Annotated in this window: 18 protein-coding genes and 1 other RNA gene; 12 read left to right on the plus strand and 7 right to left on the minus strand. The window is 63.2% G+C overall.

The features are described 5' to 3' along the window. Positions 1-310: 310 nt before the first annotated feature. Positions 311-1,972, plus strand: coding sequence for a hypothetical protein (locus tag IVB07_RS10205; protein WP_018454323.1), 1,662 nt, complete (start codon positions 311-313; stop codon positions 1,970-1,972). 169 nt (positions 1,973-2,141) lie between these two features. On the opposite strand, the gene IVB07_RS10210 is transcribed toward IVB07_RS10205, so the two are convergent. The 7 genes from IVB07_RS10210 to ssrA all read right to left on the minus strand — a co-directional run bounded on the left by IVB07_RS10210 (position 2,142) and on the right by ssrA (position 7,707). Further along, complete coding sequence (locus tag IVB07_RS10210; protein ID WP_018454324.1) at positions 2,142-4,013, minus strand: ferrous iron transporter B; 1,872 nt, start codon at positions 4,011-4,013, stop codon at positions 2,142-2,144. Positions 4,014-4,033: 20 nt separating this feature from the next. After that, positions 4,034-4,309 (minus strand): FeoA family protein, encoded by a 276-nt coding sequence (locus IVB07_RS10215; protein ID WP_018454325.1) that lies wholly within the window; start codon positions 4,307-4,309, stop codon positions 4,034-4,036. Between the two features lie 140 nt (positions 4,310-4,449). Beyond that, positions 4,450-4,704: a ribbon-helix-helix domain-containing protein gene (locus IVB07_RS10220; RefSeq protein ID WP_018454326.1), complete on the minus strand. Its 255-nt coding sequence runs from the start codon at positions 4,702-4,704 to the stop codon at positions 4,450-4,452. After that, on the minus strand, positions 4,701-4,889 hold the full coding sequence (locus IVB07_RS10225) for a DUF4169 family protein (protein ID WP_018454327.1): 189 nt from the start codon (positions 4,887-4,889) through the stop codon (positions 4,701-4,703). Before IVB07_RS10225 ends, IVB07_RS10220 begins: the two co-directional genes overlap by 4 nt. Positions 4,890-5,165: 276 nt before the next feature. After that, on the minus strand, positions 5,166-6,611 hold the full coding sequence (gene fumC / locus IVB07_RS10230) for a class II fumarate hydratase (RefSeq protein WP_244561280.1): 1,446 nt from the start codon (positions 6,609-6,611) through the stop codon (positions 5,166-5,168). 99 nt (positions 6,612-6,710) lie between these two features. Next, on the minus strand, positions 6,711-7,226 hold the full coding sequence (locus tag IVB07_RS10235; RefSeq protein WP_018454329.1) for a ClpXP protease specificity-enhancing factor SspB: 516 nt from the start codon (positions 7,224-7,226) through the stop codon (positions 6,711-6,713). A 114-nt stretch (positions 7,227-7,340) separates the two neighbouring features. Beyond that, positions 7,341-7,707, minus strand: a transfer-messenger RNA (tmRNA) gene (gene ssrA, locus IVB07_RS10240). An 84-nt stretch (positions 7,708-7,791) separates the two neighbouring features. Between ssrA and IVB07_RS10245 the strand changes: the two genes are divergently transcribed. From IVB07_RS10245 to IVB07_RS10295, 11 genes are all read left to right on the plus strand, one after another. Continuing rightward, entirely contained in the window at positions 7,792-8,409 is a 618-nt protein-coding gene (locus IVB07_RS10245; protein ID WP_018454330.1) for a chromate transporter, read from the plus strand. Further along, a complete protein-coding gene (locus IVB07_RS10250; RefSeq protein WP_018454331.1) occupies positions 8,406-8,936 on the plus strand; it encodes a chromate transporter in 531 nt (176 codons plus the stop codon). Before IVB07_RS10245 ends, IVB07_RS10250 begins: the two co-directional genes overlap by 4 nt. A gap of 95 nt (positions 8,937-9,031) precedes the next feature. Beyond that, on the plus strand, positions 9,032-9,793 hold the full coding sequence (locus tag IVB07_RS10255; protein ID WP_018454332.1) for a tripartite tricarboxylate transporter TctB family protein: 762 nt from the start codon (positions 9,032-9,034) through the stop codon (positions 9,791-9,793). A 7-nt stretch (positions 9,794-9,800) separates the two neighbouring features. Then, entirely contained in the window at positions 9,801-11,366 is a 1,566-nt protein-coding gene (locus IVB07_RS10260) for a tripartite tricarboxylate transporter permease (protein WP_018454333.1), read from the plus strand. Between the two features lie 221 nt (positions 11,367-11,587). Further along, a complete protein-coding gene (locus IVB07_RS10265) occupies positions 11,588-12,382 on the plus strand; it encodes a thymidylate synthase (RefSeq protein ID WP_007613362.1) in 795 nt (264 codons plus the stop codon). 5 nt (positions 12,383-12,387) lie between these two features. Continuing rightward, positions 12,388-12,873, plus strand: coding sequence for a GNAT family N-acetyltransferase (locus IVB07_RS10270; RefSeq protein WP_018454334.1), 486 nt, complete (start codon positions 12,388-12,390; stop codon positions 12,871-12,873). Next, positions 12,873-13,382, plus strand: coding sequence for a dihydrofolate reductase (locus IVB07_RS10275; RefSeq protein WP_018454335.1), 510 nt, complete (start codon positions 12,873-12,875; stop codon positions 13,380-13,382). Before IVB07_RS10270 ends, IVB07_RS10275 begins: the two co-directional genes overlap by 1 nt. A gap of 153 nt (positions 13,383-13,535) precedes the next feature. Then, entirely contained in the window at positions 13,536-14,672 is a 1,137-nt protein-coding gene (gene hflK / locus IVB07_RS10280) for an FtsH protease activity modulator HflK (protein WP_007600977.1), read from the plus strand. Next, a complete protein-coding gene (locus IVB07_RS10285; RefSeq protein ID WP_018454336.1) occupies positions 14,669-15,565 on the plus strand; it encodes a protease modulator HflC in 897 nt (298 codons plus the stop codon). The genes hflK and IVB07_RS10285 overlap by 4 nt, the downstream gene beginning before the upstream one ends. A 71-nt stretch (positions 15,566-15,636) precedes the next feature. Beyond that, a complete protein-coding gene (locus IVB07_RS10290; RefSeq protein WP_018454337.1) occupies positions 15,637-15,843 on the plus strand; it encodes a DUF2065 domain-containing protein in 207 nt (68 codons plus the stop codon). Between the two features lie 144 nt (positions 15,844-15,987). Beyond that, a complete protein-coding gene (locus IVB07_RS10295; RefSeq protein WP_018454338.1) occupies positions 15,988-17,490 on the plus strand; it encodes a Do family serine endopeptidase in 1,503 nt (500 codons plus the stop codon). The last annotated feature ends 62 nt before the right edge of the window (positions 17,491-17,552 follow it).

The raw sequence follows: 17,552 nt of genomic DNA on the forward strand, positions 1-17,552 counted from the left end.
CTACGCCGGCCTAGCTTGCCGTCACGAAGCGTCGCGCCAATTCTCCGACAATACCATCATGCGCCTGTTTTGCGCGACGGTGCAACCGGCGAACAGCTGATAGCGCTGATTGTGCGAGGCTCTTTCCGGATGCGGTCCGGCGATTTTCTTGCGGGCAAGGCATTGTGCCTCTTCAGAGAGAGAGCTGCACGAAAACGTCCAGAGGATGTGAATTGGTTCACACACACGTGGTCGCTCCGGATTTACGGTACGCCTAATTCCGCGTAGAGCGGCCCGTTCGAACTATCTCGCTCAAGAGGGAGTTCAGGCTATGGCTAGCATCGTGTTGGGAATTGTCATTTCCATTTTACTATCGACACAAGCCTCCGCAGATCAGGTCCGTGACGCCGCGTCCGACCTGGTTCCTTCGCTGGTGCGCTGGTCCATCACGTTGTTGGGCCTGGTGGTGGCAGGCCGGTTGGCCTGGCAGGCTTTTGGCCGCGCGGTCAACATTGCCGAAGTCCCGACTTTCCCGCGATACATGACGACCCGGCAGCAGTATCGATTGGGCGGGTTCATCTTTGTCGTATTCTCATGCGGCTTCTTCCTTCTTCTCATCCATGAGAACCGCGACGTCATTGCCCTGGCGCCGCTGGTTCCTGCATTTCCAGTAGCCTTCATAGAGGCTGCGAAAAGTCAGTCTGCTCCGTACCTGACCGTCGTCGCCGCAATGGGGATCGTGTATCTGTTCCTCCTGACGAAGGAGGCTCAATGGAACGTCCTGCTGATGGTGCGCGATGTGATCCAGAGCTGGATCAGCGTGCCTCAGCTCGCGAAGCAGATCATGGCGCAAATCCGCTTTTCGCTGCGTGTGCCGCAGGAGGTGCTCTCGAAAGTCATCGCGAATTCTCCAGATGTCGTCGATCAGGACTTCCGCAAGGATCCGAACACCCCGGATCGGATGTGGGCGGAAATCTGTTACATGAAATGGTGGCTGACGCAGGGACGCGACACCGGAGATGACGCCACCTTCTTCACCGAGGACAGCTTTGGTTTCGACAAGCTGATGGCAGACTTCCAGCAGGGGGCGCCGACGATGAGCCAGTGGAAGGCTGGGACGTTGACGGGCCTTGCTGCGCCCCAGGCCACGCAACTGATCAAGGACCTCTACAACCGATTTGCCCGGCTTGTCGCGTGTTACCTGATCTATCGCAACGGCTCCCGCATCGACCTGCGCAATGAGGCCAGCAAATTCGGCATCGAAATCGATGCGCCCATTCACGACAATCCGCTACGGTACTGGATCGTCTATATCATTGCCTTGATCTGCTCCGTTTATCTGGGCGTGACCATTTCGGCCGTGATTTATGACGTGCTGCAAGGCAGAGGCGTCGTCTGGGCGCAGGACCCCAATCGCTCGATTGCATGGGTCATGTATTCGCTTTGCAATTATGGATTGGCAATCGTCGTCGTTCTCTTGCTTCGATTTGCGATGTCATCTCTGGGAAGCGATTCAGATCAGTCCCACCTCACCACTTATTGCTGGAGCTTCCTGGTCGCGCTCGCCGTAGGGCCCGCTGGTCTGACGTTGGCCGTGCATAACTTTGGCGAGGGCAATTTGCGGGAAATGTCCCTTGCCAGCCTTTACTTTGCGATGTTGCGGTGGGGCCTCGGGCCGGCGCTCGTGACAGTCTATATTTCGTACTATCTCGACAGGCAGAGCTGCTCCGATCTGCCGGACATCGACAATTCGATGCGAACGGTCGCGTGGCGGCTGTTCAATTGCTTCGGCTTTGCGGCAACCAATGTGTTCTTGCTTCTGCCCCAACTGCTGTCGCTGATGGCACAGGAGGGGGCAATCTGGGAAACCAATAAGCTGCGCTTCATTGCGGCTGGGACGACGTTCTGCCTGGCATTCGGCCTCGCATTGGCCGCGCAGTTCGCGCTCAAGAAGGAGCGGATTGGAACGGTGCTGGCGCATAAACCGGCTTGACGCCAGATATGGTCGGTCGTGGCGATGATGGCATCATGCTCCTGTTTTGCCCGACGGAGCAACTGGCGCAGCCCTGCGGCCGGACGATTTTCGCACAAGTGTAAGTCATTGATTTCACAACACCCGTCTACTGTGCATGGGGTTGTTTTCGCAGTTTTTTGTTTGGGGCCTACCCCGCCCCGAACGCGACCGCGACATTGTAGGTCAGAAGGCTCGCGGCATAGGCCAGCACCAGCATGTAGAAGAAGGTGACGGCCATCCAGGTCCAGCTTCCGGTCTCGCGCCGGATCACGGCCAGCGTCGATGCGCATTGCGGGGCAAAGATGTACCAGGCAAGCATCGACAGCGCGGTCGCGAGCGACCATTTCGTCGCCAGCACCTGGCCGATCTGCTCGGCCGCTTCCTTGCCGCCTTCGATCGCATAGACGGTGCCGAGCGCCGCGACCGCGACCTCGCGCGCCGCCATGCCGGGGATCAGCGCGACCGCGATCTGCCAATTGAAGCCGACCGGCGCCAGCAGCGGCTCGAGTGCCTTGCCGATGATCGCAGCGAGGCTGAAATCGATCGCCGGTTCGGTGGCGCCTGCGGGCGGCTGCGGGAACGAGGCCAGGAACCAGATCAGCACCATCATCGAGAAGATCGTGGTGCCGGCGCGGTGCAGGAACATCTTGGCCCGCGTGTAGACGCCGATCGCGATCGATTTCAGCCGCGGCATCTTGTAGTCCGGCAGCTCCAGCATGAACGGCGCCGGCGCATAGTCGCGCAGCATGAAGAATTTGATGAGAAACGAGACCAGCAGCGCGCTGATGATGCCGGCAGCGTAGAGGCCGAACATCACGAGGCCCTGGAGGTTGATGAAGCCCCAGACGTCTTTGGCCGGAATGAAGGCGGAGATGATCAGCGTGTAGACGGGAATGCGCGCCGAGCAGGTCATCAGCGGCGCGATCAGGATCGTGGTCAGCCGGTCGCGCTTGTTGTCGATCACGCGCGTCGCCATGATGCCGGGGATGGCGCAGGCGAAGCTCGACAGCAGCGGAATGAAGGCGCGGCCGTGCAGGCCGGCGCCGCCCATGATGCGGTCCATCAGGAACGCGGCGCGCGCCATGTAGCCGAAATCTTCCAGCAGCAGGATAAACAGGAAGATGATGATAATCTGCGGAAGGAACACGATGACGCTGCCGACGCCTGAGATCACGCCGTTCTGAAGGAAGCTCTGCAGCAGGCCGGCGGGTAAGGTCGCGTGCACGAACTCGCCGAGGGAGTCGAAGCCGGAATTGAGCAACTCCATCAGCGGCTGCGCCCAGGCGAACACCGCCTGGAACATCACGAACAGGATCGCCGCGAGCACGATCAGCCCCCCGACGGGATGCAGCACGACCGCGTCGATCCGCGCCGTCCAGGTGTCGGGCCGGCTGGGCAGGCTGACGCAGTCGGCGATGATGCGGTCGGCTTCGCGCTGGGTGGCGCGCAAGTCGGCCACGCTGAGCGCCCGCCAATTGTTCTCTCCCGGCTCGGCGGCGAGCTTTGCCGAAATCTCGTCGGTCAGCGACAGCAGGTCGGCCGTGCCGCCCTTGCGCACCGCGATCGAGGTGACCACGGGCACGCCGAGCTCCTTGGCGAGCCGCTCGACGTCGACAGTGATGCCGCGGCGGGTCGCGATGTCGAACATGTTGAGCACGAGGATCATCGGCCGGCCGGTGCGCTTGAGCTCCAGCAGCAGGCGGATGGTCAGGCGCAGATTGGTCGAGTCCGCCACGCACAGCACGAGGTCGGGCACGATCTCGCCGGTGGCCTTGCCGAGCACGAAGTCCCGGGTGATCTCCTCGTCCGGGCTCCGTCCGCGCAGCGAATAGGTGCCCGGCAGGTCGACCACGGAGACCTGGCGTCCCAAGGGCGTGACGAAGAAGCCTTCCTTGCGCTCGACGGTGACGCCGGGATAGTTCGCGACCTTCTGCCGGCTGCCGGTCAGCGCATTGAACAGCGAGGTCTTGCCGCTGTTTGGCGTGCCGACCAGGGCGAGATGCAGCAGGGGTGCTTCCATGGAATTGGGGTCCGGTCGCTTCAGGCGACGATAATGGCCATGGCTTCGCGACGGCGGACCGCGATGGTGATGCTGTCGACCCGCACGGCGATCGGGTCGCGGCCGACCAACCCCTCGTGCAGGATCTCGACCCGCGCGCCCTCGACGAAGCCGAGCTCGATCAGCCGACTCTCGAGTTCGATGTCCGAGAGTGCCGAGCCTGCGTCCTTGGGGGAAAGGTGCTGGATGACGCCGGTATAGCCGCGCTGGGCCAGGCCCAGCGGCATCTGCGGACGCGTATCATGGATGTCGGTCATGCCCTGTATTTTCAACGCAGGGCATCGAGGTCAAGCGCGCTCGGTCGCTGAAACTGCACCTTAGAGTGATTTTAAAGTACCAGCTTCGTGACAGAAGCGATCGGCGCCAGGATCGGCATCAAGGATCGGCGCAAAGACGGCTACTGGGCCGGGACCTTTTCCGCCTGGATGGCGGCCATGGCGCGGCTCTTGAAGTAGTCGAGCACGAACAGGCGGATCGCCGAGGACAGATTGCCCTGCTGGCGGTTGCTGTCGATCTCGCCGACCAGCTCGGACAGCGTCATGTTGCGCAGGCCCGAGATCTCCTTCATGCCGTTCCAGAACGCCTCTTCCAGGCTGACACTGGTCTTGTGGCCGGCGACGACGATCGACCGTTTCACGACGGGCGACTTCATGGCTGCTCCTCGCAATCGATCCGGTGCTGGTCCAGGTGCGTCTTCGCCTGATCCGCGCGCGTCTCCTCCGCCGACCGCTCCGCCTTCGTGCGGCCGAACTTCGTTCGGTTGGCGTCCGCCTGCTTCGCCGTGGCTTCCCGCTCGGCGCGCTTCCGGAAACGATTCAGGTTGATGACGTTCGCCATGTCGCGTCTCCATCATCCGATCCTCCGTGGGCAGGATGAAACATTCAGAAACTGTGCGCCGAATTGCGCCCGATGAGACTTGATCGCCATTCGCTTGTCCTCGTCAATCGACCCTTGGGCCATCAAACGATGAATTCCGCCCCGTGGGGGCGGAGGGGCTACGTAACACGCAATCCCGCCGCGACATTGACGGTAATCAAATCCCGTCCTTTAAGCCCTACATTTAATGGAGCTAGGGGCTCCGTATCATTACGGATGGCTATCGGAATTCGGAATTTATCCCGGGCTGGTCATCTTCTCGGGGCGCACCAGGCGGTCGAATTCCTCGCTTGAGACGAAGCCAAGCCGCAGCGCCTCTTCCTTCAGGGTGGTGCCGTTGGCATGCGCCGTCTTGGCCACCTTGGCCGCGTTGTCGTAGCCGATCTTGGGGGCGAGCGCCGTCACCAGCATCAGCGAGCGCTGCATCAGTTCCTTGATGCGCTTCTCGTCGGCGCGGATGCCGCTGACGCAATGCTCGGTGAAGGAGCGCGCGGCGTCCGCCATCAGCCGGATCGAGTGCAGCATGTTGTAGGCCAGTACGGGCTTATAGACGTTGAGCTCGAAATGGCCCTGGCTGCCGGCGACCGTGATCGCGGTGTGATTGCCGAACACCTGGCAGCACACCATCGTCATCGCCTCGCACTGCGTCGGATTGACCTTGCCCGGCATGATCGAGGAGCCCGGCTCGTTCTCCGGCAGCATGAGTTCGCCGAGGCCCGAACGCGGACCCGATCCGAGCAGGCGGATGTCGTTGGCGATCTTGAACAGGCCTGTCGCGACCGAATTGATGGCGCCGTGCGCCGATACATAGGCGTCGTTCGAAGCCAGCGCCTCAAATTTGTTGGCCGCGCTGGTGAACGGCAGCTTGGTAATCCCGGCAACGTGCTTTGCGAACAGTTTTGCAAAGCGCGGCTTCGAATTGAGGCCGGTGCCGACGGCGGTGCCGCCCTGCGCCAGCGGATAGAGCTCCTTCACCGCGACCTTGAGCCGGGCGATGCCGCTTTCGACCTGTGCGGCATAGCCGGAAAATTCCTGGCCGAGCGTCAACGGCGTCGCGTCCTGGGTGTGGGTGCGGCCGATCTTGACGATCTTTGCGAACTCCTTCTCCTTCTTGCGCAGTGCACGCAGCAATTCGCCAAGGGCAGGGACCAGATCGGCGGTAATGCGGCTTGCCGCCGCGATATGCATCGCGGTCGGGAACGAGTCGTTCGACGACTGGCTCATGTTGACGTGATCGTTGGGATGCACCGGCTTCTTGGCGCCAAGCTCGCCGCCCAGGATCTCATTGGCGCGGTTGGCGATGACCTCGTTGAGATTCATGTTGCTCTGGGTGCCCGAGCCGGTCTGCCACACCACCAGCGGAAAATGATCGTCCAGCTTGCCCTCGATCACCTCGCGCGCAGCGCGGATGATGGCGTTGGCGCGGCGCTGGTCGAGCAAACCGAGCTCCTGGTTGGACTGCGCTGCGGCGAGCTTGACGATGCCGAGCGCATGCACGAGCGAGATCGGCATGCGATCGATGCCGATGCGAAAATTCTGGCGCGAGCGTTCGGTCTGCGCGCCCCAATAACGATCGGCGAGGACCTCGATCGGGCCGAAGCTGTCGGTCTCGGTGCGGGTCGCCGGGCGCGAGGAGCCGTCGGTCTTCGAGGGGGAAGTCTTCGAGAGGGAAGTTTTGGCCATGAGCACATCCATTCCGCCGCGCGAAATGCCGCGCGGCCTCATCATGTGCCTCTATATAGGGAGTTTGGCCGCCTGCGACGGGCGCCGACCCGATCTAGATCATTTCTTGCGGAAACGATCCAATCGCACGACTTCGGCGCCGCCCTGGTTCGGAGCCGCCGGCTCCTCAGTGCCTTCCGCAGGGTCAGTGGCAGGGGCCACCGCGACCGCGGACGGGGCGGGAGCGGCCGGCAAGGTCTCGGCCGAGACGTCGGCGACATCGGAGGTGTCGAACTGGAGGCCGAATTTCACGGACGGATCAAGGAAGCTCTTGATGGCGCTGAACGGCACGATCAGCCGCTCCGGAATGCCGCCGAAAGACAGGCCGACCTCGAAGCGGTCCTCGAGCACGGTCAAATCCCAGAACTGGTGCTGCAGGATGATCGTCATCTCTTCTGGATATTGGGCCAGCAGCCGCGACGACAGCTTCACGCCCTCCGCCTTCGACACGAAGGTGATGAAGAAATGATGCTCGCCGGGTAGTCCCTGGGACGCGGCGTCGGTCAGCACCTTGCGCAACACGCCGCGCAGCGCGTCGCGGGCCAGCACATCGTATCGGATATGATCGGTCGCCATGGTGGTCCTGTTGCATTCCAGGAGCTGGGCCCTGCCGGCCCGACTCGCCAAGTCGCAATAGTACCGCGCCTGACGGGTCAGCAGGAGTCCCCGCGGGGTAGGAAATAAGAGGTAAGTGGAGGCTTCTGTTGCCAGGTGCCTCCGAACCCCGCCTAACGGAGCTTAACCCGTTAGGACTTCAGAATGGTCTTTCAAACTGCGTTACGCAGCCTGAGCAACCGGAGCAAAGTTGTCGTTGGCAACTATTGCATAGCCCGATAACGGCGGAACAATACCGGGAAAAAGAACGCCCTTTACGCCCTCGTCGATCCTATTTCGCCCCCGCCAAAGCCCGCTTTCAGGGCCAGCCCGCTGGTGGGCTTTGGTGGAGGCGCCGGGTACCGCCCCCGGGTCCGAATGGTTTATTGCGACGACCGTTTATTTCCATAGCCGGCGAACCGGCACTCCCAATATAGGGGGCAAACGTTTCAAATAACAGGTGTTTCGAGGGATCATTCCGAGGTTCCCTCTGGATAGGTTCCCGGCAGGCTTGGCCGCCTGCCGGCCGGCGTTCTAAGCTCCTGACATGTCCGAGGATTCCGCACCGGTCGCGCAACAACCAGTTCAAGAGCCGGACGGTCCAGCCACCAGCGCCGTTCCGCCGGGCTTGCTCGCGCTGTTCCTCGCCTTCGCCAGGATGTCGCTGGCGGGCTTCGGAGGGGTTTTGGTATTCGCCCGGCAGGCCATCGTCGAGCAGCACCGCTGGATGACGGCGGACGAGTTCAACGAGACTTTTGCGCTCTGCCATTTCCTGCCCGGGCCCAACATCGTCAATCTCTCGATGGTGTTCGGCGCGCGGCTGCGCGGGATCGCCGGCGGCATTGCCGCCTTTGCAGGGCTGTTGCTGCCGCCCACGCTGATCATGACGGTGCTCGCGATCATCTACGCCCGGTTCGGCGATGTGGACGTGCTGCGCCGCATCCTCGCGGGCATTTCCTGTGCGGCCGTCGGCCTCTTGATCGCGGTGGTCTTCCGGATGATGACGCCGCTGCTCAAGCGGCTGGACGCCTTGGCGCTCATCCTGATGCTGGGCGTGTTCCTCGCCATCGGCGTCCTTCGCCTGCCGCTCCAGGCCGTGCTTTTGGTCGCGATCCCCGTCAGCGTCGGCGCCACTTTCCTGATGCGGCGGAAGGTAGCAGCATGAACGCGGAGAACCCGATCTGGGGGCTGATCTCGACCTTCGGTCTGATGTCGCTGTTCGCGGTCGGCGGTGCCGCGGCGGCGGTGCCCGAGATGCACCGCATCGCGGTCGATGTGCATCACTGGATGACCGACAAGCAGTTCGCCGATGCCTATGCGATCGCGCAGCTCTCACCAGGTCCGAATGTGCTTATCGTCACGTTGATCGGCTATGCTGTCGCCGGCATCCCCGGCGCCCTGGCGGCGACTTTGGCCATGTGCCTGCCCACCGCGTTGCTTGCCTATTATGTCAGCCGGCTCCTCAACCGGCCGAACCAATCGCGCTGGCCCGGGCTGATCCAGGCTGCACTGGTTCCGCTCTCGATCGGCCTGATGGCGGCGAGCGCCCTGATCCTCGCCGAGTCGACCGATCGTACGCTTGCTGCGCTGCTTCTGACCGCGACGGTTGCAGTGGTCGCATCCGTCTCGCGCATCAATCCACTATGGATTTTGCTCGTCGGGGGCTTGTTGGGTTTTGCTGGCATTGTGTAATGAAAATGGCTAGGCAGGGATCCGGGCGGGGGCATCGATTTCCAGCCGATTAGAACAACAGTGCTCGTGGCTTACGGGTCGCGGAGGAGACATGCATGGCCGATACGATGGGCCACTCGGCGACAGCCAACCGAAACACCTCGGTGGTGATCAGCTTTTGTCTGCTGGCCATAGCGCCGCAGATTTTCGAATTCATCTGGTCGTTCGGGACGATCTTTGGCTGGGGCGCTGGACGCGGGCCGGCCGCCGTCGTCATCAGCCACGCGACTGCGCTGCTCGCGGGGGCGCCCGGCGCGTTGCTCGGGGCGGTCGGCGGTGACACCAAGAAGGCGTCATCCGATGTGCTGCTGGCGCTGATCTATTCCTATCCGATCTTTGCGGTGGCGATTCTCACGTTCTTCATGACGATCAGGTCCGCGCAGGACTATGTCGGCGGAATCGTGCTGATGGCGCTCGCCTTGTTCGCACTGTGGGCCTCTAGCGATTTGCAGGGGATGCGGGGCTTCTCCTTTGGCGCCGGCACGGCGCCGCGGATGTTTGGCGGGCTCCTCGTCGCACTTGGCGCCGGCATCGCGTTGACGGGGCTGCTGACCGACGGGCCCAGCATGGCGCACTATGCCTGGCGTGGGCCGCTCTTCGTGATGTTCTCGATCGTCTTCTTCGCGCTGGCGATTCGTCCGCTTGGGGTGGTGGTAACGGCGTTCGCAAGCTTCATGATCGCGGCGATGGGTACGCATGAGACACGCTGGGTCGAAGCGCTCATTGTCGGCGCCTGCCTGACGCTCGGCTGCGCGCTGCTCTTCCCCTACGTGCTAGGCCTGCCGATGCCGATGTTCCCGCGCTTCCTGGTTCAGTGAGGGTGTGATGTTCGATCTCTTCCACAATCTGGGCCTTGGTTTCGGTGTGGTGTTTCAGATCTCCTGGTGGTCACCCTGGTGGCTCTACGGTCTGTCGCTCCCGATCTCGATCAATATTCTCATGTGCCTGATTGGCGCATTGGTTGGCACACTGGTCGGCGTGCTGCCCGGTATCGGCACCGTCGCAACCGTGGCGATGCTCCTGCCGATCACGTTCGGATTGCCGCCGGTCGGCGCGCTGATCATGCTCGCCGGCATCTATTATGGTGCCCAGTACGGCGGCTCCACCACCTCGATCCTGGTCAATATTCCCGGTGAGGCGACGTCGGTCGTTACCGCCATCGACGGTCACCAGATGGCGAAGCAAGGCCGTGCCGGCCCGGCGCTGGCGATCGCGGCGATCGGCTCGTTCTTCGCCGGATGCGTTGCGACCGTGCTCATCGCCGTGCTCGGTGCGCCGCTGACCAAGCTCGCTCTGGCGTTCGGCCCGGCGGAATATTTCTCGCTGATGGTGCTCGGCCTGATCTTTGCGGTGGTGCTGGCCAAGGGCTCGGTCCTGAAAGCGATCGCGATGATCGTGTTCGGCCTGATGCTGTCGATGGTCGGCTCCGACATCGAGACCGGCGCCTCGCGCATGGCGTTCAACATTCCGGAGCTTGCCGACGGTCTCGGCTTTGCGACGGTGGCGATGGGCGTGTTCGGCTTCGCCGAGATCATCCGCAACCTCGACGCCGGCGCCGAGATGAACCGCGACCTCGTGCAGCAGAAGATCACCGGCCTGATGCCGACCAGGAAAGACCTGATCGACTCGGCGCCTGCGATCCTGCGCGGCACCGTGCTCGGATCGATCCTCGGTATCCTGCCGGGCGGCGGCGCGGTCATCGCGTCCTTTGCGTCCTACACGCTCGAGAAGAAGATCGCCAAGAACCCGTCGCGGTTCGGCCGCGGTGCGATCGAAGGCGTGGCGGCGCCGGAAAGCGCCAACAATGCCGCGGCGCAGACCTCCTTCATCCCGCTGCTGACACTCGGCATCCCGCCCAATGCCGTGATGGCGCTGATGGTGGGCGCGATGACCATCCACGGCATCGTGCCCGGTCCGCAGGTGATGCAGAAGCAGCCGGAGCTGGTTTGGGGCATGATCGCCTCGATGTGGATTGGCAATCTGATGCTGATCATCATCAACCTGCCGCTGGTCGGAATCTGGGTGCGGCTGTTGCGCGTCCCTTACCGGCTGATGTTCCCCTCGATCGTGATCTTCTGCGCGATCGGCATCTACTCGGTGAACAACGCGCCGGTCGACGTCATCCTGGCAGGCGTGTTCGGTCTGGTCGGCTACTGGCTGATCAAGCACGATTTCGAGCCGGCGCCGCTGCTGCTCGGCATGGTGCTCGGACCGCTGATGGAAGAGAACCTGCGCCGCGCGCTGCTGATCTCGCGCGGCGACTGGAGCGTGTTCCTGACGCGTCCGCTGTCGGCCGTGCTGCTCGGCATCGCCGCTTTCCTCCTGGTGCTCACGGTGCTGCCGGCGTTGCGTGCCAAGCGCGACGAGGTGTTCACCGAATCCGAAAACTAGGGGCGCCGCCAGCGTCGGCGCGCCGTGACCCGAACCCAAGCCGGCAAGTTGGCCAGCAGGATCAATCTGATAGACAAGGGGCGGGACGCTGAGTTCCGCCCCTTGTCGTTTGCACCGGGAGCGCTCACTTTTCCGGGTATAATGCGCATGGATGGCGAATCGCCGCTGTCGCAGCGCGGGGGCGGCCGCTAAGTTCGCCGCCTCCCCAAAGGCTCACGCACATGCACCAGTATCAGGACCTGCTCGAGCGGATTCTTTCAGACGGCGCCGAAAAGACCGACCGGACCGGCACCGGCACGCTGTCGGTGTTCGGCCATCAGATGCGCTTCAACCTGTCCGCCGGTTTTCCGATGCTGACGACAAAGCGCCTGCCGCTGAAGGCGATCGTGCACGAACTGTTGTGGTTCCTGAAAGGCGATACCAACATCAAATATCTGCGCGACAACGGCGTCACCATCTGGGACGAGTGGGCCGACGCCAACGGCGATCTTGGCCCCGTCTACGGCCACCAGTGGCGCTCCTGGCCCGCGCCGGACGGACGCAGCATCGATCAGATCGCGAATGTGATCGACATGATCAAGCGCAACCCGGACTCGCGCCGCCTGATCGTCTCGGCCTGGAATCCGGCCGAGGTCGACAAGATGGCGTTGCCGCCGTGCCACTGCCTGTTCCAGTTCTATGTCGCCAACGGCAAGCTGTCGTGCCAGCTCTATCAGCGTTCGGCCGACGTGTTCCTCGGCGTCCCCTTCAACATCGCCTCCTACGCACTGCTCACCATGATGGTGGCGCAGGTCACGGGCTTGAAGCCCGGCGACTTCGTGCATTCGTTCGGTGACACCCATCTCTATTCCAACCATCTGGAGCAGGCGAAGCTCCAGCTCACGCGCGCACCGCGCGCGCTGCCGGTGATGCGGATCAACCCCGACGTGAAGGACATCTTCTCCTTCCGTTACGAGGACTTCGAGCTCGTCGGCTACGATCCGCATCCGCACATCAAGGCCGCGGTCGCGGTCTGAAGTCGATGCAGCTCAACATCCGCCGTGTGCGTCCCGGTGAGGCCGGGCTGGTTCTCGCTTTCATCCGCGAGCTCGCCGAGTACGAAAAACTTTCGCACGAGGTCGAGGCGACCGAGGCTGACATCGCCGACGCACTGTTCGGCGAACGACCGCAACTCCATTGCGCTCTCGCCGAGTGGAACGGCGAGCCGGTCGGCTTCGCGGTGTGGTTTGCGAATTTTTCGACGTTCAGCGGCCGCCACGGCATCTATCTCGAAGATTTGTATGTGCGGCCATCGCATCGGGGCAGGGGCCTCGGCAAGGCTCTGCTCGTGCACCTCGCCAGGGAATGCGTCGAGAACGGCTGGTCCCGGCTGCAATGGGCGGTGCTTGACTGGAACGCGCCGTCGATCGCGTTCTACAAATCGCTCGGTGCCATCATGCTGGAGGACTGGACGCTGTGCCGCGTCACCGGTCCGGCGCTGACGCGGCTTGCCGGGAGCGCGACCTGATGGAGATCGTCTTCGTCGTCGCGATCGCGGAGAACGGCGTCATCGGGGCCGGCAACGCAATGCCGTGGCGAATGAAATCCGACATGGCGCGCTTCAAGGCGCTCACGATCGGCAAGCCCGTGATCATGGGCCGCAGGACCTTCGAATCCCTGCCCCGGCCGCTTCCCGGCCGCACCAACATCGTCGTCACGCGCGATGCGGATTATCGCGCCGCCGGCGCCATCGTGACGACATCGACTGCCGCCGCAGACGCCATCGCGCGCGGCGATGCCCTGCGGCGTTCGGTCGCCGAGATCGCCGTGATTGGCGGCGCCGAAATCTTTCGGCAATGGCTCGATCGCGCCGATCGCCTCGAGATCACCGAAGTGCATGCCCGGCCCGAAGGCGACACGCATTTCGACATCGACAGGGCAGAGTGGGATGAGGTTGAACGCATCCGTCATCCTGCCGGACCCCACGACAGCGCCGACTACTCCTATGTGACATATCGTCGGCGGGCAGGCCATTAACCGCATTTGCCAATGTTAACATTGACTTTTCTGCCCCCAAGCTTAGCTCGGAGGGCGGCGAGGGCTGCGTTGTAAGGGACCTGCCTGTCCCCTATAAAGCCGGACCGGACAAAGCGGGCGGGGGCAATTTCACCCTGCCGAGGAGAGCGTCGAATGCCGTGGAAGAATCAGGGCGGTGGCCCATGGGGCTCGGGTCCGAAGGGACCATGGGGCAACGGCCCGCAACCGGTCGGGCCAAGGCCGCCGGATCTGGAAGATCTTCTGCGGCGCGGCCAGGATCGCCTCCAGCAGATCATGCCGGGTGGCTATTTCTCCGGCATCGGCATCACGCTGATCGTGCTGCTCATCGTCGCGTTCTGGCTGCTGTCGGGCTTCTTCCGGGTGCAGTCCGAAGAGCTCGGCGTCGTGCTGCGCTTCGGCAAGCATGTCCGCACCGTGGAGCCCGGCCTGAACTACCATCTGCCCTATCCAATCGAGACCGTGCTGCTGCCAAAGGCCTTGCGCGTTTCCACCATCTCCATCGGCATGACGCTGATCGACGACCCGGCGCGGCGCGGCCGCTCCATTCGTGACGTGCCGGAAGAGAGCCTGATGCTGACCGGCGACGAGAACATCGTCGACGTCGACTTCACCGTGCTCTGGCGCATCAAGCCCAACGGCGTCGGCGATTTCCTCTTCAACATCCAGAATCCCGAAGGCACCGTGAAGGCGGTCGCCGAGAGCGCGATGCGCGAGGTGATCGGCCGCTCGCAGATCCAGCCGATCCTGACCGGCGCGCGCAACGTTACCGAACAAGGCGTGCAGGAACTAATCCAGAAGACCCTGGACAGCTACGGCGCCGGCATTCAGATCAGCCAGGTGCAGATGCAGAAGGTCGACCCGCCGGCGCAGGTGATCGACGCCTTCCGCGACGTCCAGGCGGCGCGCGCCAATCTCGAGCAGCTGCAGAACGAGGCGCAGACGTATGCCAACCAGGTCGTGCCGCAGGCACGCGGGCGTGCGGCGCAGATCATGCAGGCCGCCGAAGGCTACAGGGAGCAGACCGTCGCCGAGGCCAAGGGCCAGAGCTCGCGCTTCCTGAAGGTTTACGAGGAATACAAGAAGGCGCCCGACGTGACGCGTGAACGGATTTATCTGGAGACGATGGAGCGCGTGCTCGGCGGTTCGGAAAAGCTCATTTATGACGGCGGCCAGTCGGGCCAGGGCGTCGTGCCTTATCTGCCGCTCAGCGAGTTGACGGCCAAGCGGCCGCCTGCAACCGGCCAGCAGACGACCGGAGGCAACCGATGAGATCTCCGGTCACAGGTATCGTCACGCTGCTCGGCCTCCTGCTCGTCGTGATCGTGGGCTACATGTCCCTGTTCACGGTGGCGCAGACCGAGCAGACCATCGTGCTGCAGTTCGGCAAGCCCGTCGATGTCGTTACCGCTCCCGGCCTGCACTTCAAGGCGCCGTGGAATTCGGTGATCAACATCGACAAGCGCATCCTCGATCTGGAGAACCCGTCGCAGGAAGCGATCGCGTCCGACCAGAAGCGGCTCGTGGTCGACGCCTTCGCGCGTTACCGCATCAAGGACGCGCTCCGCTTCTATCAGAGCATCGGCTCGATCCAGGCCGCCAACATCCAGCTCACCACGCTCTTGAACGCTGCGCTGCGCCGCGTGCTCGGCGAGGTCACCTTCATCAACGTGGTCCGCGACGACCGCGAGAAGCTGATGCAGCGCATCCGCGATCAGCTCGACCACGAGGCCGACGGCTACGGCATCCAGGTCGTCGACGTCCGGATCCGCCGCGCCGATCTGCCGGAGCAGAACAGCCAGGCGGTCTATCAGCGCATGAAGACGGAACGCGAGCGCGAAGCCGCCGAGTTCCGCGCGCAGGGCGGCCAGAAGGCCCAGGAGATCCGCTCCAAGGCCGACCGCGAGGCGACTGTGATCGAGGCGGATGCAAGGTCGCTGGCCGAGCAGACGCGCGGCGTCGGCGATGCCGAGCGCAACCGTCTGTTCGCCGAAGCCTACGGCCAGGACGCGGATTTCTTCGCCTTCTACCGTTCGATGGCGGCCTATGAGACCGGGCTGCGCGCGAACGACACCCGCTTCCTGCTGCGCCCGGACTCGGATTTCTTCCGGTTCTTTGGTAACCCGTCCGGCAAGACGGCGACCACGACGCCAGCGAAGCCGTAAGTGAGACAAGGGCGGCAAGTCTGGCCGCCGTTCGTCCAGACAAGAACAGCACAACGGGAGGTTCCAATCCGATGAGGTCCATTGCGTTCGCCGACTTCCTCATCGGTTTGGGCATCCTGTTCGTGCTGGAAGGCTTGATGTTCGCGGCAAGTCCGGCCTGGATGCGCAAGGCCATGAAAAGCGCGATGGCCACGCCGGATAACGTCCTGCGGGCGGTCGGCATTGGTTCGGCCGTGGCCGGCCTGGTCCTGATCTGGGTTATGCGACGTCCAATTTAGCCGTCGCACCAACGCCAAAGTGAAGGCGAGGGACCGGTTTTCGCCTTATTATCCGGGTCTTGAGGCCCGTTAAGGTCCGCGCTTGCGCCGTCCCCCCGTTCGAGCGCAGTCTTGACGTCGAATCCTTGTTTCCTGGAGATCACAATGACCGCTGCCACCATTGCCCCGACCCGTTTGCGCTTAGGGCTGGCCGCGCTCGCCGTTGGCGCTTTCAGCGCACTCGGCACACCGGCCTATGCGCGCGGACCGGATGGCATCGCCGACGTCGCCGAGAAGGTGATTGACGCGGTCGTCAACATCTCGACCTCGCAGACCGTCGAAGCCAAGGGCGGGGGCGGCGGCAGCAATGCCATGCCGCAACTGCCGCCCGGTTCGCCCTTCGAGGAGTTCTTCGACGACTTCTTCAAGAACCGCAAGGGTCCCGGCGGCGGCAGCAAGGGCGGCGAGAACAGCCCGGCGCCGCGCAAGACCAACTCGCTCGGAAGTGGCTTCATCATCGACACGTCAGGCGTCGTCGTCACCAACAACCATGTCATCGCGGACGCCGATGAGATTAACGTCATTCTCAACGACGGGACCAAGATCAAGGCCGAACTGGTCGGAGTCGACAAGAAGACCGACCTTGCCGTGCTCAAGTTCAAGCCGTCGAAGCCGCTGGTGTCGGTGAAGTTCGGTGATTCCGACAAGCTGCGCCTCGGCGACTGGGTCGTCGCGATCGGCAATCCTTTCAGCCTCGGCGGCACCGTGACGGCCGGTATCGTTTCGGCGAAGAACCGTGACATCTCCTCAGGTCCCTACGACAGCTACATTCAGACCGACGCCTCCATCAACCGCGGAAATTCCGGCGGTCCGCTGTTCAACCTCGATGGCGACGTCATCGGCGTCAACACGCTGATCATCTCGCCGTCCGGCGGCTCGATCGGCATCGGCTTCGCCGTACCGTCGAAGACGGTGGCGGGTGTCGTCGACCAGCTCCGCCAGTTCGGCGAATTGCGCCGCGGCTGGCTTGGCGTGCGCATCCAGAGCGTCACCGACGAGATCGCCGAGAGCCTCAACATCAAGCCGCCGCGCGGCGCGCTGGTTGCCGGTGTCGACGACAAGGGCCCGGCCAAACCGGCCGGCATCGAGCCCGGCGACGTCGTCGTCAAGTTCGACGGCAAGGACGTCAAGGACCCGAAGGATCTGTCTCGCGTGGTCGCCGACACGGCGGTCGGCAAGGAGGTCGACGTCGTCATCATCCGCAAGAGCCAGGAGGAAACCAAGAAGGTCACGCTCGGCCGGTTGCAGGATGCCGACAAGGTGCAGGCCGCGGTGAAGACCGACGAGCCTCCGCCTGAAAAGACCGTGACACAGAAGGCGCTCGGCCTCGATCTCGCCGCGCTGAGCAAGGACCTGCGTGCGCGCTACAAGATCAAGGACAGCGTCAAGGGCGTGGTCGTCACCAATGTCGACGCCAATTCGGATGCCGCCGAGAAGCGCCTCTCGGCCGGCGACGTCATTGTCGAGGTGGCGCAGGAGGCCGTCTCCAGCGGCGCCGACATCCAGAAACGGGTCGACCAGCTCAAGAAGGACGGCAAGAAATCGGTGCTGCTGCTGGTGTCGAACGCCGACGGCGAGCTGCGTTTTGTCGCGCTGAGCGTGCAGTAAGAGCGCTCGCTTTCACCTCTCGTCATGGCCGGGCTTGACCCGGCCGTCCACGCCTTGCCATG

The sequence above is a fragment of the Bradyrhizobium sp. 172 genome (assembly GCF_023101065.1).
GTDB lineage: Bacteria > Pseudomonadota > Alphaproteobacteria > Rhizobiales > Xanthobacteraceae > Bradyrhizobium > Bradyrhizobium canariense_D.